The sequence below is a fragment of the Bacillus sp. BSL6 genome, from assembly GCF_052928345.1.
This window is the reverse complement of the sequence record NZ_JAVGCW010000008.1, coordinates 54,025-70,835: the sequence shown is the minus strand read 5'-3', so window position 1 is coordinate 70,835 and position 16,811 is coordinate 54,025. Positions and strand designations below refer to the sequence as shown.

11 protein-coding genes are annotated in these 16,811 nt (G+C 35.7%); 1 reads left to right on the top strand and 10 read right to left on the bottom strand.

Annotated elements, in window-relative coordinates; all coding sequences use genetic code 11:
* Window positions 1-59 precede the first annotated feature (59 nt).
* From RCJ96_RS22300 to RCJ96_RS22290, 3 genes are all read right to left on the bottom strand, one after another.
* The gene (locus tag RCJ96_RS22300; RefSeq protein WP_416504374.1) at window positions 60-1,760 is read right to left on the bottom strand and encodes a M4 family metallopeptidase; all 1,701 of its coding nucleotides are present in this window, start codon (window positions 1,758-1,760) and stop codon (window positions 60-62) included.
* A 167-nt stretch (window positions 1,761-1,927) separates the two neighbouring features.
* On the bottom strand, window positions 1,928-2,056 hold the full coding sequence (locus RCJ96_RS22295) for an NprX family peptide pheromone (RefSeq protein ID WP_000726843.1): 129 nt from the start codon (window positions 2,054-2,056) through the stop codon (window positions 1,928-1,930).
* 1 nt (window position 2,057) lies between these two features.
* Entirely contained in the window at window positions 2,058-3,329 is a 1,272-nt protein-coding gene (locus RCJ96_RS22290) for a tetratricopeptide repeat protein (protein ID WP_416504373.1), read from the bottom strand.
* 200 nt (window positions 3,330-3,529) lie between these two features.
* Between RCJ96_RS22290 and RCJ96_RS22285 the strand changes: the two genes are divergently transcribed.
* Window positions 3,530-4,993, top strand: coding sequence for a nicotinate phosphoribosyltransferase (locus RCJ96_RS22285; RefSeq protein ID WP_416504372.1), 1,464 nt, complete (start codon window positions 3,530-3,532; stop codon window positions 4,991-4,993).
* 203 nt (window positions 4,994-5,196) lie between these two features.
* Here RCJ96_RS22285 and RCJ96_RS22280 read toward each other — a convergent pair whose 3' ends face one another.
* From RCJ96_RS22280 to fdhF, 7 genes are all read right to left on the bottom strand, one after another.
* Window positions 5,197-7,563: a heavy metal translocating P-type ATPase gene (locus RCJ96_RS22280; RefSeq protein ID WP_416504371.1), complete on the bottom strand. Its 2,367-nt coding sequence runs from the start codon at window positions 7,561-7,563 to the stop codon at window positions 5,197-5,199.
* Window positions 7,564-7,587: 24 nt separating this feature from the next.
* On the bottom strand, window positions 7,588-7,965 hold the full coding sequence (locus RCJ96_RS22275; protein ID WP_000918377.1) for an ArsR/SmtB family transcription factor: 378 nt from the start codon (window positions 7,963-7,965) through the stop codon (window positions 7,588-7,590).
* 266 nt (window positions 7,966-8,231) lie between these two features.
* Entirely contained in the window at window positions 8,232-9,647 is a 1,416-nt protein-coding gene (locus tag RCJ96_RS22270) for an amino acid permease (protein ID WP_001284877.1), read from the bottom strand.
* Window positions 9,648-9,750: 103 nt separating this feature from the next.
* Window positions 9,751-10,884, bottom strand: coding sequence for an alanine dehydrogenase (gene ald, locus RCJ96_RS22265; RefSeq protein ID WP_001219742.1), 1,134 nt, complete (start codon window positions 10,882-10,884; stop codon window positions 9,751-9,753).
* Window positions 10,885-11,252: 368 nt separating this feature from the next.
* The gene (locus RCJ96_RS22260; RefSeq protein ID WP_416504370.1) at window positions 11,253-13,124 is read right to left on the bottom strand and encodes a glycerophosphoryl diester phosphodiesterase membrane domain-containing protein; all 1,872 of its coding nucleotides are present in this window, start codon (window positions 13,122-13,124) and stop codon (window positions 11,253-11,255) included.
* 155 nt (window positions 13,125-13,279) lie between these two features.
* Entirely contained in the window at window positions 13,280-13,762 is a 483-nt protein-coding gene (locus RCJ96_RS22255; protein ID WP_001040528.1) for a DUF1641 domain-containing protein, read from the bottom strand.
* 12 nt (window positions 13,763-13,774) lie between these two features.
* On the bottom strand, window positions 13,775-16,711 hold the full coding sequence (gene fdhF / locus RCJ96_RS22250; protein WP_327923666.1) for a formate dehydrogenase subunit alpha: 2,937 nt from the start codon (window positions 16,709-16,711) through the stop codon (window positions 13,775-13,777).
* Window positions 16,712-16,811: the final 100 nt, after the last annotated feature.

Here is a 16,811-nt window from a genome sequence, read left to right as displayed (position 1 = left end):
GGAGCATAGGCTCCTTCTTTATTTTTGAGGTATTTTATTAATAGCTATCCTTTAAATCGTTAGTTAATACCAACAGCACTAAATGATTGCTTAACTGCATTTACTTCAGCAGAGTTCGCACCATATAAATCAGCTGCAGCTTGTACTGCACCAGCACGCGCTTGACTAAATGTAGTAGATTGCGTGTAATATTGTGTGTTTGCACGGTAGTAAATTGCACCTAGCTTATCTTTACCGATACCAGTTACAGTTACACCGTAATGTGTACCGCCATTTGCTAATAAATAAGCTTGTTTATTAATAATACCACTGTTTGTATGAACTCCACCGTTATCACTAGTACCAGTGTAACGCTTAGAATAATGATCTGGATCACCATACTTAGTAGGGTCACTCATAGAGCGAAGCGCATCTCCTGCTTTACCAGGCGTATAAATATCTTCACCAATTTCCCAATCTGGGTTACGGTTATCATAGAATTCTACTAAAGTACCAAAAACATCTGAAATAGCTTCATTTAATGCTCCTGATTCATTTTGATAGATTAAATCTGAGCTATACTCTGTAACAGCATGCGTTAATTCATGGCCAATTACATCAATTCCACCAGACAATGAAGTGAATGTTACACCATCACCATCTCCGTATACCATTTGAGAGCCATTCCAGAACGCATTATTATATCTACTTCCATAATGAACTGTTGATTTTAATGGCGCTCCTGCATCATTAATAGAGTTTCTATTAAAAGTAGCTTTATAGTAATCATATGTTTTACCCGCATAGTAATGAGCATCTACTGCCGCTGCATCATACGCTGCATTGAAAACATTATCCGCATCTACCCATAACGTACCTGGTAATGTTGAGCGGTTTTTCGCATCATATGTGAAAATCGTTGCTCCGCGCGTATTATCTTGTAAATAGTAAGATGATGCAGATAACGTTGTATTAAGTGACTTCGTATCTCCTAATACACCTTTACCAGTACCCACTGCATTTGTGCCTGTTACAGGCTTTACAGCCGGTTTCGCTTCTTGTTTAGGTGCCTCTTGCTTAACTGGTGACTTATCTTCATTTGCTACATGATCCAATTTATTATATTTATTTAATACTTTACCGCTATCTGCTTCAATAAAATAGTAGTAGTTTCCTGGGCTTGGCTCTAAGAAGTTTAAATTTACAACGTATGCATATGTTGTTTCTTCACCGTTTTGATATACATATAAGTCCGCTTTTGGTTCTACCTCATATTTAGGTGTTACCCCTAAATCTTTTTGCGCAATTTCAATTGCTTTTGCGCCTTCGATCTTATTTTTATTTTTCAACTTTTCTTTTTTGTCTAAATCAGGTGCAACTGTTCCAGACAATACTTTTAAAGAACCATCTTTACTTACGTGAGCTACTTGCGTAGAACCCCATACAGGTACTCCTTCGTATACTTGTTGCAGACGTAATACTGTTGAATCAGTTACAGCATCTTTCTTCGCTTGTTTCACTTTGAAAGAATCTTGCGCACTCTTTTCCCCTAACTTATAATCACCTTTTGCTGCATTTAAGTAATCAAACACAACAGATTCCGCTTTCTTACCAGTTGCTTCAGTTAAATCCCCAGAAACAAACTCCGGTGACTGTACTGTCTCATTGTACTTCTTCGTAGAGAGCACATTTTTAGAATCTGCAAAAGCAGAGCCTGTCCCTCCAAACGTTGTAACTGCCATTCCTGTCGCTAACACTAACGCTAAACTTTTCTTTTTCATGAATCTTCCCCCTAATAAATTATTTTTTGAAAAAGAGTAGTTTCATATTAGCATTATGTTTTCACTATTAATATACTAAAAATTCAATTAATTTATTTCTCAAGTTTTGTAGAATTTTGGGGAACAAATATTGAAAAAACCCCTTTCCGGTTGGAAAGGGGTTTTTATTAAGAATTTACCAATTCAACTACTTTTTCTCCTTGACCATAGATATCCGATGTCCAAGCATATTGTGGTTCCAATACCACCAATACAGCTACCAAAGCCAAAGCACCAATAATTATTTTCTTTTTCATACTATTTTCCTCCCTTTTCTTCTAATAAATTAATTGCTAATTTATAATAATTATTACTTTCTCTAAACTCTAATAATTCTTCGTGGTATCCTGCTAGTTCTAAATAAACCAGTTTTAATTCTTTTTTATTTTCTTCGCCTCTAAAAAATGGGATTGCCTCAACTTCTAAAAACTTTTTATAAACATCTTTAGTTTCAAAGTATTTATGCTTAAGCATTAAAAGTATATATAGCATATTTTTATACTTTTCATCCCTCTTCGCGATATCTATCCCTTTATCAATCCACTCTTTCGCTTCTTCAAATTCTTTTAATTCAATACACTGTAAAGCGATTTCATACACTGCATCAATATAATTTAAATCCTCTTCCTTCTTGTACTTTAAGCATTGCAAATAATAATCTTTAGCTTTTGCATAATCTTTTAAGTTGTAGTACAGGAAGCCTAAATTATTTAAAGCAATAGCTGTTATGTTTTCTTTATCGGCAAAAGAATTTGCTTCCCTCAAAATATTATTATAAATAGATAGCGCTTCATTATATTGTTTTTTTTGTATATAACTCAATGCAATAAGTAACTGGCAATTTATCACATAACGAAACTTATATTCATTCTTGAATCCTTCCATTGCTACATTAGCAAAATGTAAAGTCATATGTTCAACTTCCAATTCATTATAAACAAGAGCTAAATTGAAATATATTCCATTTTCGTGATAACCTTGTTCCTTTGCCATTACTTCTGTTCGAGTCAAGTATTCCAATGCCCTCTTATATTTATGCTGTAAAAAATAATATAGACCTTTACTATACGTATATAATAATTTCTGGAATGGTGAATACTTTTTGTACATCTTTTTTAAGCTCTCTAATTCTTCTTCAACAGCAGGAAAATCTCGTTTCATAATTAAATAACGCGTATAAAGCAGTTTATAATAATTTATAATTTCAAAATCCAAAACATGCTTCATTTCACCTTGTAATTCTTCATATATGTGCTCTACTTGTGGCTTGTCCAAATGAACTAATGCATTTAACCATTCATCCAGCTTCCCCTTCACATCTTCTTCTACATCTCTCAAATCCGTCACGGCAATTTCTAATCTTGCGCAGAGCAATTGTAGAATCTCTTCTGATGCTTCGATCTTTCCATTTTCGATTTTACTTAAGTATGAGACAGAACAAATGCCCTGACATAATTCTTCTTGTGTCATTTTTTGCTGTAGCCGTTTGTAAAAGACTTGTTTGCCTATTTTTTCTAATGTTTGTTGCATTGTCCTCCTCCATTCTCATTTACCCCCATTACTTTAATAATACATAAAATCTTGAGAAATATAAATTGATAAATGTTAATTTTCTAAAAAATATGCATTATTTCATTTTTTTCCCTCTTGACTCTTCTTTCATATCCATTCTTTGCTACGATGGGTGAAAAATTGGTATACTATAACCAAATTATGGAGGTGTTTTCGCGATGACTTATTATAAAGACGATAGCTATGCCTTACATACAGATTTATATCAAATTAATATGGCTTATACATATTGGAAAGATGGTATTCATAATCGACGCTCGGTGTTTGATTTATACTTTCGAAAGCTTCCATTCGAGAACGGTTATGCTGTTTTTGCTGGTCTTGAAAAAATTGTAGAGTACATAGAAAACTTCAGCTTTACCGAAAGCGATATCGCTTATTTAGCAGAATTACAATTTGAAGAAGAATTTCTTCATTATTTACAAAATATGAAATTCACTGGTACGGTTCGTAGTATGCAAGAAGGTGAAGTTGTGTTTAATAACGAGCCTTTATTACGTGTCGATGCACCGCTTGGTGAAGCACAAATTATTGAAACTGCCCTGTTAAACATTGTGAATTACCAAACATTAATTGCAACGAAAGCAGCTCGTATGAAGCACGCTGCAAATAACGATGAACTTTTAGAGTTCGGCACAAGACGTGCCCACGAGTTCGATGCAGCCCTTTGGGGCACACGCGCTGCCTTTATTGGTGGTTTCTCCTCTACAAGTAACGTACGGGCTGGAAAACGCTTTGGGATACCTGTAGCCGGCACACATGCGCACTCTTTTGTTCAAGCTTATCGCGATGAATATGTTGCCTTTAAGAAATACGCTGAAACTCATAAAAAGTGTGTCTTTCTCGTTGATACATATGACACATTAAAATCTGGTGTTCCAAATGCAATTCGCGTGGCAAAAGAGTTTGGGGATTGCATCGATTTTTATGGCATTCGCCTCGATAGTGGTGATATGGCTTATTTATCTAAAAAGGCAAGAAAACTACTAGACGAAGCCGGGTTTACAAATACAAAAATTATTGCTTCTAGCGATTTAGATGAATACACAATTATGCACTTGAAATCTCAAGGAGCAAAAATTGATGTATGGGGCGTTGGAACAAAATTGATTACGTCCTTTGAGCAACCAGCGTTAGGAGCTGTTTATAAACTAGTTGCGATTGAAGATACTGATGGAAAATTAAATGATACAATTAAAATTTCATCTAACCCTGAAAAAATTACTACTCCAGGACTTAAACGAATTTATCGCATTATCAATCGAGTAAACGATCATGCTGAAGGCGATTATATTGCATTAGATTATGAAGAACCCGGAAAAGAAGAACGCTTAAAAATGTTTCATCCTGTTCACACGTATATAAGTAAATTTGTAACAAACTTTGAAGCTCGCGAACTGCATAAAGACATTTTCGTTAACGGTGAAAGAACATATGAACTACCAAGTATATTAGATATTCAAAAATATAATGAACAGAGCCTCTCTCTATTTTGGGAAGAATATATGCGAACTTTAAACCCTGAAGAATACCCTGTCGATTTAAGCCAAGAGTGCTGGGATCATAAAATGAATTACATTCAAACAGTTCGAGAACAAGTTGAAAAAAATATACAAAAATGAAACAGAGAAGCTTCTCCTTCTCTGTTTTTCACTACTATATGTATCTTTGTAGAAAATATATTAAAATAATAAGACAAATATTTTTTATTTGTAAATTTTAATATTACATTATTCATTTATAAAATAATATTTGTTATTATTTTATTGAATCAATTTCAACGAAATAGCCAATAAAAAAGAGGACGCGGGTTGCGTCCTCTTTTTTATAAATCTTTCACTCGTAATACACGCATTGCATTTAACACTGCAAGTAGTGTCACGCCCACATCTGAGAAGACAGCTTCCCACATTGTTGCAATACCGAAAGCACCCAGTAATAAAACTAATCCTTTTACACCTAATGCAAAGATAATATTTTGCCATACAATGCGTCGTGTACGTTTTGCAATGTGTACAGCTGTCGCAATTTTTGAAGGCTCATCAGTCATAATAACGATATCTGCCGCTTCAATTGCCGCATCTGACCCTAAACCACCCATCGCAATACCAACGTCTGCACGGGCTAATACTGGTGTATCGTTAATACCGTCACCAACGAAGGCAATTTTTTCTTTTCCGTGCTTCGCTGCATCAATTTTTTCAATCTCTTCTACTTTTTGTTGCGGTAGTAATTCCGCATGAACTTCATCTAAGCCTAATTCTTTACCGACAGCTTCACCAACTGGTTTTGCATCACCAGTTAACATTACTGTCTTTTTAATACCTAGTTCTTTTAACTTTTGAATCGCTTGTTTTGAATCCTCTTTTACCTCATCAGAGATAACAATATAACCTGCATATTTTCCATCTACAGCAACGTGAACTAATGTACCTACTGTTTCTGGTTGCTTAAATTTAATATTTTCTTTTCTCATTAATTTTGCATTACCTGCAAAAATTTCTTTGCCTTGTACTTTTACGACTGTACCGTGACCAGAAATTTCGTTATAATCATCGATTATTTTTTCATCAATTGATTTTCCATATGCCTTTCGAATAGATTGGGCAATTGGATGGTTAGAATACACTTCAGCAAATGCCGCATACTCTAATAACTCTTCACTTGTAGTACCTTCGCTCGGTTCCATTTTTGTAACTTTGAAAACACCTTTTGTCAATGTTCCTGTTTTGTCAAAAACAATATATTTCACATCATTTAAAGCTTCTAAATAGTTACTACCTTTTACTAACACACCACTTTTAGATGCACCGCCGATACCTCCAAAGAATCCAAGAGGAATAGATACAACTAACGCACATGGACAAGAGATTACTAAGAACACTAGAGCTCTATAAATCCAATCAGCAAATGTAGCTCCTTCTAAAATAAGTGGTGGAATAAACGCCATGATTGCCGCTGTAATAACTACAACTGGTGTGTAGTAACGTGCAAACTTCGTAATAAAGTTTTCCGTTGGTGCTTTTTTACTGCTTGCATTTTGAACTAAATCTAAAATTTTTGATACAGTTGATTCACCAAATTCTTTTGTAACTTCAATTGTTAATACACCATTTTGGTTCACAAAACCACTTAATACATCATTTCCAATTTCAACTTCACGTGGTACAGATTCACCAGTCAATGCTGAAGTATCTACCATTGATGTTCCTTCAACTACTTTTCCGTCTAACGGTACTTTCTCACCAGGTTTCACGATAATATAATCGCCGATTTGTACATCTTCTGGTGATACTTGTTTCGTTTTATTTCCAATCTTTACATTCGCGTAATCAGGACGAATATCCATTAATGAAGTAATTGATTTTCGAGAACGGTTTACCGCAATACTTTGGAATAGTTCTCCTACTTGATAGAATAACATTACTGCAACCGCTTCTGGGTATTGTTGAATTGCGAAAGCTCCCAGTGTTGCAATTGCCATTAAGAAGTTCTCATCAAACACTTGGCCACGAGTTATGTTTCTTACTGCTCTCCAAACGATATCTCCACCAATTAATACATACGCAAGGACGAATAACGGAATTGTGATCATTTGTGATAAGCCAGCTAATGCAGCAATTGCTGTCAAAATTCCGCCAACCACTAATCGTCCTACCATCTTTTTCACATTTGCTTCTCCATGATCGTGACTATGTCCGTGGTCATGACTACCTTTTTCTTCACGAACAACTTTCACATCTGGTTCTAACTTTTGAACGACATTTGTTATATTGGCTACAGTCGTTTCTAATTCTCTTTTATTCGCTACTTCAACTCGTAATTTCTTTGATACGAAATCAACAGTTGCTGCTGAAACCGTCGGCATTTCCTTAACTTTATTTTCAATCTTCATCGCACAATTTGCGCAATCTAAACCTTCTAATATAAACACTTCTTTTGCCATTTTTGTGTTTTTTTCTTCTTGCACTTTAATGTGCGGTTCTAATTTTGTAACAAGTTGTTTTGCTTCTGTAACAACTTCGCTTTCTTTATTTTGCGCTGTTTCTAAAACCATTGTTTTTGTCGCGAAATTTACAGAGCAAGAATTTACTCCTTCTATATTCCCAACGCCTTTTTCAATTTTCATTGCACAGTTCGCACAATCTAAACCTTCTAACATCAGTTTCTTTTTCACTAATGCTTCAGCCATCGTTCTCCCTCCTCGCGCTCTTTTTTATTCTTCCTCGTTTACGTGTTCAAACGCTTGCTCGAAGATATGAATTACGTGTTGGTCAGCTAACGAATAATAAACGACCTTTCCTTCTTTACGATTCTTTACCAGTTTCGCTTGCTTTAACACACGAAGCTGATGTGAAATAGATGATTGTGTCATTCCTAATAAATAAGCTAAATCACAAACGCACATTTCAGCTTCAAATAGCGCATGTAATATTCTCGTACGTGTACGGTCACCTAACACTTTAAATAGTTCTGCTACTTTACTTAAACTTTCATCAGTTGGAATTGTTTGTTTTACTTGATCCACAACTTCTTCATGAATTATCGTTTGAGAACATGTCTCTTGTGGTGTTTCTACTTTATTTCCAGCCATTATAGCTCACCTCTTTATTTGAACATATGAACAATCATTCATATATCTTATACTTTTATTATATGAGCGCCTATTCATATGTGTCAATGAAATCTCATACATTTTTTTGAACATTTCGTTCACATTTTAAAAAGATCTACACATATTTTCCGCATCCATTACATTCTCATACAAAAAAGAATATACACTTTACACAAAAGAAAAAGCCTTGCGCGTTCCCTAGACGCACAAGGCTTACTATACTTATATCCCTTTTAACTAAGCTTTTAATTAGCTTGTTCTAAATTATCCTGCGAACTTCCATCGTCTTTTAAATGACTATGTTTTTTCGAATAAACAAAGTATACAACTACTCCAATTGCTAACCAAATACCGAAGTAGATCCATGTTGTTAATGGTAGGTTAAACATTAAGAATAGACAACATGCGATTGAAATAAGCGGTAGCGTTGGTACAAGTGGTACCATAAAGCCACGTTTTAAGTTCGGATGTGTTTTACGAAGAATAATAACTGACACACCTACCATCGCAAATGTTAACAATGCTCCAATATTCGCTAAATTCGACAATTCTTTTAAATCGATAAATCCAGCAATTAAAGCACTACCAATACCTGTTAACCAAGTTGAGAATACTGGTGCTTCTGTCTTTTTATTAATTTTCGCAAATGATTTTGGTAATAAACCATCACGGCTCATCGCGAAGAATACACGTGTCGTTGCATAAATGTAAGCAAAGATTACAGCCATAATACCAATTACAGCTCCAACTGCGATTACACCCGCTACTTTATCTTGTCCTACAACTTCTAACACATATGCCATAGCTTCTGGTACATCTAATTCTTTATAAGAAACCATACCTGTCATAACGAGACAAACTACAACATAAATAATTGTACAAATAACTAACGAAGCAATAATACCAATTGGTAAATCACGTTGTGGATTTTTTACTTCTTCAGCAGAAGTTGCTAATGCATCAAATCCCAAGAAAGCAAAGAATACTGCTGCTCCGCCGGCAAAGATTCCGCTAATACCGTATGGTGCAAATGGTGTCCAGTTTTCTGGTTGTACGTAGAACGCACCAACTGCAATGAATAAAATAACAATACCAATTTTAATTAATACCATTATGTTATTCACACGCTTACTTTCTTTCGTACCTCTTGATAGTAACCAAGTTAAAACTAATGTAATGACTACTGCTGGTAAATTCACGATCCCACCTTGTGATGGAATCTTTAACAACTCTGTTGGAATTTCTAACCCGAATCCACTCACTAAGTTATTAAAATAACCTGTCCATCCACCTGCTACTGCGGCAGTTGTTACGACATATACAGATAGTAATGTCCATCCCATTAGGTGGGCAATAAACTCACCAATTGTCGCATATGAATATGTGTACACACTACCTGAAACCGGAAGTGTAGATGCAACTTCTGCATAACACAACGCTGCAAATCCACAAACAATCGCTGCAATCATGAATGAAAAAATAACTGCTGGACCAGCATCTCTTGCTGCTACTAATCCTGTTAATACTAGTACTCCTGTACCAATTATCGCACCAATCCCTAGCATTGTTAGGTCAAATGCCCCTAGCGTTTTCGTTAAAGTTTTACTTTTACTTTCCCCTAACAATTGCGTAACGGATTTCTTTTTAAATAGGTTGGCCACGATGTATGCCCCCTTTTGCCAAGAAGAGCTAAGAGATATTCACTCTTAGCTCTTATCATGTTGGTTTATATATTGTTCGATTTTGTTTTGTATAATGCTTCTATTAGCAAGATACTGTTTCTGCTTCTAATAATTCTTTAGCACCTTTGTACTCTACACCGTGAGCTTCTGCAACTGCTTCGAATGTTACATAGCCATCTAATGTGTTAATACCTTTTAGTAATGCAGAGTTGCCTAAGCAAGCTTCTTTGTAGCCTTTGTTAGCAATTTGTACTGCGTATGGTACTGTTACGTTTGTTAATGCAAGAGTTGATGTACGTGGAACCGCACCTGGCATGTTTGCAACTGCATAATGAACAACGCCGTGTTTTTCGTAAGTTGGGTTATCATGAGTTGTAATACGGTCAGTTGTTTCGAAAATACCACCTTGGTCAATCGCGATATCTACAACAACAGAACCTGGTTCCATTGATTTAATCATTTCTTCTGTTACAAGTTTTGGCGCTTTTGCACCTGGGATTAATACTGCACCGATTACAAGATCAGACTCTTTTACAGCTTCTGCAATATTGTACGGATTAGACATTAAAGTTTTTACTTGGTTTCCGAAAATGTCATCTAATTGACGAAGACGTTCTGCACTTAAGTCGATGATTGTTACATCCGCACCTAGTCCAACTGCAATTTTAGCAGCATTTGTACCAGCTTGTCCACCACCGATGATTGTTACTTTACCACGTTTAACCCCTGGAACACCTGCAAGTAAGATACCTTTACCGCCTTTGTTTTTCTCAAGGAATTGTGCACCGATTTGTGCAGCCATACGACCAGCTACTTCACTCATAGGTGCAAGTAATGGTAGAGAACGGTTTTCTAATTGTACTGTTTCATATGCAATAGAAACAACTTTCTTTTCGATTAATGCTTTTGTTAATTCTGGTTCTGGAGCTAAGTGTAGGTATGTGAATAAGATCAAACCTTCGCTGAAGTGTTTGTATTCGCTTTCAATTGGTTCCTTAACTTTCATAACCATTTCCATGTTCCAAGCTTCTTCAGCTGTATCAACAATTTTCGCTCCTGCTTCAACATACTGAGCATCTGTGAAACCTGATCCTAAACCTGCACCCTTTTGAATGAATACTTCGTGATTGTTACGAATTAAATGTACAACACCTGCTGGTGTCATTGCCACACGGTTTTCGTTGTTTTTAATTTCTGCTGGTACCCCAATACGCATAATGAAATGCCCCCTTATAATTAACAGAAAAAAGAAAGTCTTTTTTCTTTTTGTAATAATTAATAACTTATGTCCTTATTCTAGCATAACTTAAAAGTTATGAAAACGCTAACATATCATTTTTTTAAAGTTTATATATTTAGAATAGTGTAAATATATAAAACATTGATTCTATTAGGATTCTCGTTTCACCCCATTATCTATCACTCTATTTTTATTATACTCCTTTAAAATAAGTACCAATCATTTATTATTCGACAATAATGTAACAATGTAAGAAACCCTAATGATGTCGTATACATATACAGTTATTAATTTACACAATACTTTAGAGATATATTCTTTTTATAAAAAACAGCTGCTAGCATTTAGCTAGCAGCTGGATAACTTATAAATAACTCGGAAAATAAATCATCTGTTGTTTCCGTAATTTTATCAAACAGATCACTTTCTTCCTCTTCTTGCTCTTTTAACATCTTAATTGTTTCACGTGCCGATTCAGGATAATCGGTAATGATACCATCTACGTTTAATTTATAGTATCCCTTTAAACTTTCCATATCATTTACCGTCCATACGTAAATTGGCTTGTTTAACTTCCTTGCTTCTTTTACTAATTTCTTATTTAGCATGTATTCTTCTGCTACATAAAAATCAGCCTTCACATTCTTTAAGTGAGCTCTACTTGCATACAGTATATATCCTACTTTTATATTTGGATTTGCACGCTTAAATTCTTTTATAAGCGGATAGTGTAACGTTTGAATGACACATTGCTTTTCAAATTCATTATCTTTAATCGTTTTTAATACTTTGTTTACAAAATCTTTTTCGCCCCCATGAAGCTTCACTTCAATATTGAGTTTGATTTTGCCTTTTGACAGCTTAATAATCTCATCAAGTGTACTTATTTGTCCTGAAAACCCATCTTGACTCAGAGTAAGTTGTCTTAACTCGTCCATCGTTAAATCTGACACGTGAACATTAGCATTAGCAAGGCGTTTCAACTTCAAATCATGTATAACTGCTAATTCACCGTCTTTTGTTTGCAGAACATCAATTTCAGCGTAGTCTGCTTTTGCATCAATAGCACCTTGAATGGCTTCTTTCGTATTTTCTACACCTTTTGAAATATAACCGCGATGAGCCATAATAATTGGTTCTTTATACGTATTTGTAATAAAGGTTACAATGAAGGCAACAACCATTCCCGCAGTAATAATTCCTACAATATATACGCCAATAAATTTCCAACGATGTTTTTGGAAGAAACATTTATCTGCTTTCGTTTTCGAATAATCTAATCCTTCTTCTAATAAAACATCTTCAACTGGAACCTTTTGTAGATACAATCTCGTAATCGCCATAATATAAAATGGTGTCACGATAAAGCTAAATAAATACAATGTACTCGTTAGAAATACAGACATTGTTGATTCCGCTAATAATACAAATGTCCCTTTTGGGTTTGTAAATTCATAAACACCCCATAGACATAATAAATATATTCCTAAAAATAGGACATAGACAATTCCTATCGAAATAAAAAATCCTACTAAAAAGAATAGTACTTTAAAAAAGCTTTCTTTTACTAACTTTGCACTTTTACGTGCTGCCACACGAAATGGCTTTTGTTCTAAAACAACAATAGGTAGAACAAAAATCCAGCGAAGGTTCAAATACGCAACTACAGCAAAGAATGTGTAATAACCCACTTGTCCCATCGTTGTCTTAAACAGTTCTCCTGTAATGAAGTTAGGAATTTGAATTTGCGGGATTAATGCTGTTTCATATCCCATATTTAAAAGAGGTAATAATACGACAGCATATAAAATAAATCCCGGTAAGCAATATGTGAAAAGAGTAGGTAAATACGTTACTGTTTTATATAAAATTGGACGTAATCTCACCTTTTGCCTTTTATGAGCGAAGTACGAAATGATAATAAGTACTGCAAACTCTGTAAAGATCAGGAACAATGCCAATATAGATAAAATTACAATCGCCAAAATTCCGTATGGTGTTTTCAAAAATGCTAATAACTCATCATTTGTTGCGTTTGCATACCCACCAAAGTACAACAACTTATTGAAAATAATACCAAAGAGCGGGATAAACACAATCGCTGCTAACAATTTATAAGCAAGTTGGAATGTTAACACATTCCAAAAGGCAAATCTAACAGTTTGAAAGGAATGTCTCATTACTCCTGGTATAGATAGTCTTTTACGGTGTTGCATATATTCCTCCACATTCTAAAACGATATTTGAGATGGATTCCACATTTCCATTTCTAACCCATCCCTTTAATAATAATATATTCCGCTTAACATGAACACTCTTATACATACAATGAAAAAAGTGATGGCTACTTCCCATCACTTTTTCACTTACTCTATTTTTTCTCTAACCCTTGTCCAAATGCTTTCAAGAAGCTAAATCCGAATGTGATGGCTCTATTGATATCTGGATCTTTTAACACTTTAAAGAAGTCCATCACTTTTGTTTTTTTACCACTCTTTAATTCATCTGTTGCAAATTGCAATCCAGTGACTAAACTCGATGTGATTTGCTTTGTTACTTCTGGGTCAACTGAGGACAGTGCTTCCCCCGCCCCCATCATGTTGTTAAGTGCATTTTTAACTGGTTCACGATTTAATTGCTCCACAGCGATTTTTGAAACATCTTCCTTCGCAGCAAGTAAACTAATCGCCGCATCTAATATTCCAGCCTTCTGTAACTGCGCTAACAGCTGCATCGTTTCTTCTACTGCTTCACGATTATTAGATAGCTCATTTAGAAGTTCATCTGCTACTTGCTGTTTCTGTTCTTCCTCTGTTACAACTTTCTTTTTAATTAAAGTAATTTCTTTCGCCACTATCTCCGCCCCCTAGTCCACGAGTGATACGTATTGTTTTCTTTGCCATTTTTGCTCGATTTCAACACCATTTTGCGGATTACGCTTTTTATCTCGCGGGTTTGAAGATGGTAACGGACGATTTCCTTTTTCACGTAATACACGCATTTTCACCATCGTTTGTTTGTACGCCGGTGTACACGTATAAAGGTCTGTTGCCGTCCCAGTTAAAATATTGATCGCTTCTTCATTTATCGTTGCATGCATCGGTAAGTATAGCTCTTTCCCCGTTACACGCTCAGTAATAAGCGCTTGTACTTTAATTTTGCCAAATGGTGATGCTAATTCTACAAGACCACCATCTTTCACATTGCGCTCTATAGCAAGTTCAGGTGAAATTTCAACGAACACTTCAGATACTTTAGATAAAATACCAGCCGACTTATTCGTCATATTCCCTTCATGGAAATGTTCTAGCATACGTCCATTATTTAAAAGTAAATCATACTCATCTGGCGCTACAACTGGTGGTACCCATTCATCTAATGATAAACGAGCTAGTTTATCTGGGAAGTTAAATCCGTCTACATATAATAGCGGTGTATCACTACCATCATGACTACCCCAACATAAACTATTCCATCCTTCTAGACGATCGTACGTTGCTTGAGAGTATAACGGTGCAAGCGATGCGATTTCGTCCATAATTTCACTTGGACTTTCGTAATTCCAATCCCCGCCGAGTGCACGAGCAACTTTTTGTAAAATCCACCAATCCGGTTTTGAATCACCTAGTGGTTTTAATACTTCATATAATCTTTGAATACGTCGCTCTGTATTCGTAAACGTTCCTTCTTTTTCTAAGCTTGGTGCCGCTGGTAAAATAACATCAGCAAAACGAGCTGTTTTTGATAAGAACATATCTTGAACAACGAGGAAGTCTAAATTCGCTAAAATATGTTGCACATGGTTCGCATTGGAATCGACTAAAGCCATTTCTTCCCCCATGACATACATACCACGTAGTTTTCCTTCTTCTGCCGCAAGTAACATTGCGATATTATTTAATCCTGGTGCTTTCGGAATCGTTGTGCCGTATGCTTTTTCAAACTTAGCACGAAGCGTATCATCCGATACTGCTTGATAACCTGGAAGCCAGTTTGGTAATGTCGCCATATCACAAGCACCTTGTACGTTATTATGACCTCGTAATGGATATGCGCCTGCACCAGGACGACGATAGTTCCCCGTAACAAGCAGTAAATTTGAAATGGCAGCAGATGTTGTACTTCCTCCTGTATTTTGCGTTACACCCATTCCCCAAAGTATACAAGTTCCATCTGCTTCATATACCATACGAGCCATTTCTTTCAGGTTTTCTTTCGAAATTCCCGTAATTTCTTCTGTATAATCAAGCGTATACTTTTCTAACATTGTGCTATATTCATCAAAGTTCTTCACATTTTCAGCTATGAACTTTTTATCATGCCAATCTTGATCAATAATATATTTCGTAATACCAGCAAGCCATACGTAATCTGTACCTTGGCGCGGATGAATAAATAAATCCGCACGCTCTGCCATTTCATGTTTACGAAGATCTGCTACAATCAGTTTTTGCTCGTGTAATTTATGAGCACGTTTTACACGCGTCGCGAGTACAGGATGTCCTTCTGTTGGATTCGCACCAACGATAATGACAAGGCCTGCTTCAGCTATATCTTTCACTGTTCCAGCATCACCGCCCATACCGACAGTTTTAAATAAACCATCAGTTGCTGGAGATTGGCAATAACGCGAGCAGTTATCTACATTATTTGTTCCATATATTTGACGAGCTAGTTTTTGCATAAGATAATTTTCTTCATTCGTTACTTTCGAAGAAGAAATAAATCCAAATGCATCGCTGCCGTATTCTGATTTAATATGTTGCATGTTAGAAGCCACAACTTCTAATGCTTCTTCCCATGAAGCTTCAACAAACATATCTCCTTGGCGAATTAATGGCTTCGTAATTCGATCTTCACTATTTACAAAGTCCCATCCAAATTTACCTTTTACACATGTGGAAATGCCATTAACCGGTGCATCAGAAACAGGTTGCACTTTTAATATATGGCGATCTTTCGTCCATACTTCGAACGAACAACCGACACCACAAAATGTACAAACAGTTTTTGTTTTATTCACTTTCGTCTTACGCATCGCAGCCTCTACTTCTGAAACTGCTAAAATACTACTATATCCAGGCTCTACATCCTTTACAAAATCAATCATCGGATCTAACACATCTGATTTTAATCCTGTCATGAATCCAGCTTCACCTAACATTGATTTTTCCATTAACGCATTACATGGACATACTGTTACACACTGCCCACAACTTACACAAGATGAGTCATTTATACTTACACCATGATCCCATATAACACGCGGACGATCTAAGCTCCAGTCTATCGATATCGTTTCATTAACCTGTAGGTTTTGACATACTTCTACACACTGTCCACAAGCAATACATTGATTTGGATCATACCGATAAAACGGATGTGACATATCCACTTCACAAGCACTTACTTTCGGCTCATACGGATATTTCTGTTCTTCAATTCCCATCATATGTACTGTATTATGAACCTTACAATTACCGTTATTGTTATCACATACGGTACAATACAATAAATGATTCTCTAATATTCGATCCATCGCCTCAGTCTGCGCCTCTTTCGCACGCTGTGACTGTCTTTCAATATGCATACCGTTCTCTAATTTCGTTGAACAAGCACGCATTAACTTCCCATCTACTTCTACAATACACGTATCACAAGTTTGAATTGGATCTACTTCTGGTACATGACAAATTTGAGGATGTTCCAAATTACTCTCGTTAAATAATTGTAGTATCGTCTTTTCACCTGATGCTGAAAATTCTTTACCATCTACGGTTACACGGACTGTCTGTTCTGCCATAGTTTCCCCTCTCCTTACAACCAACTGTACAACACATTTGTGAATCCGTTTTCATAAATGAATTATTGTACATATTTTTGAAACGCCCTGCCTAAATACT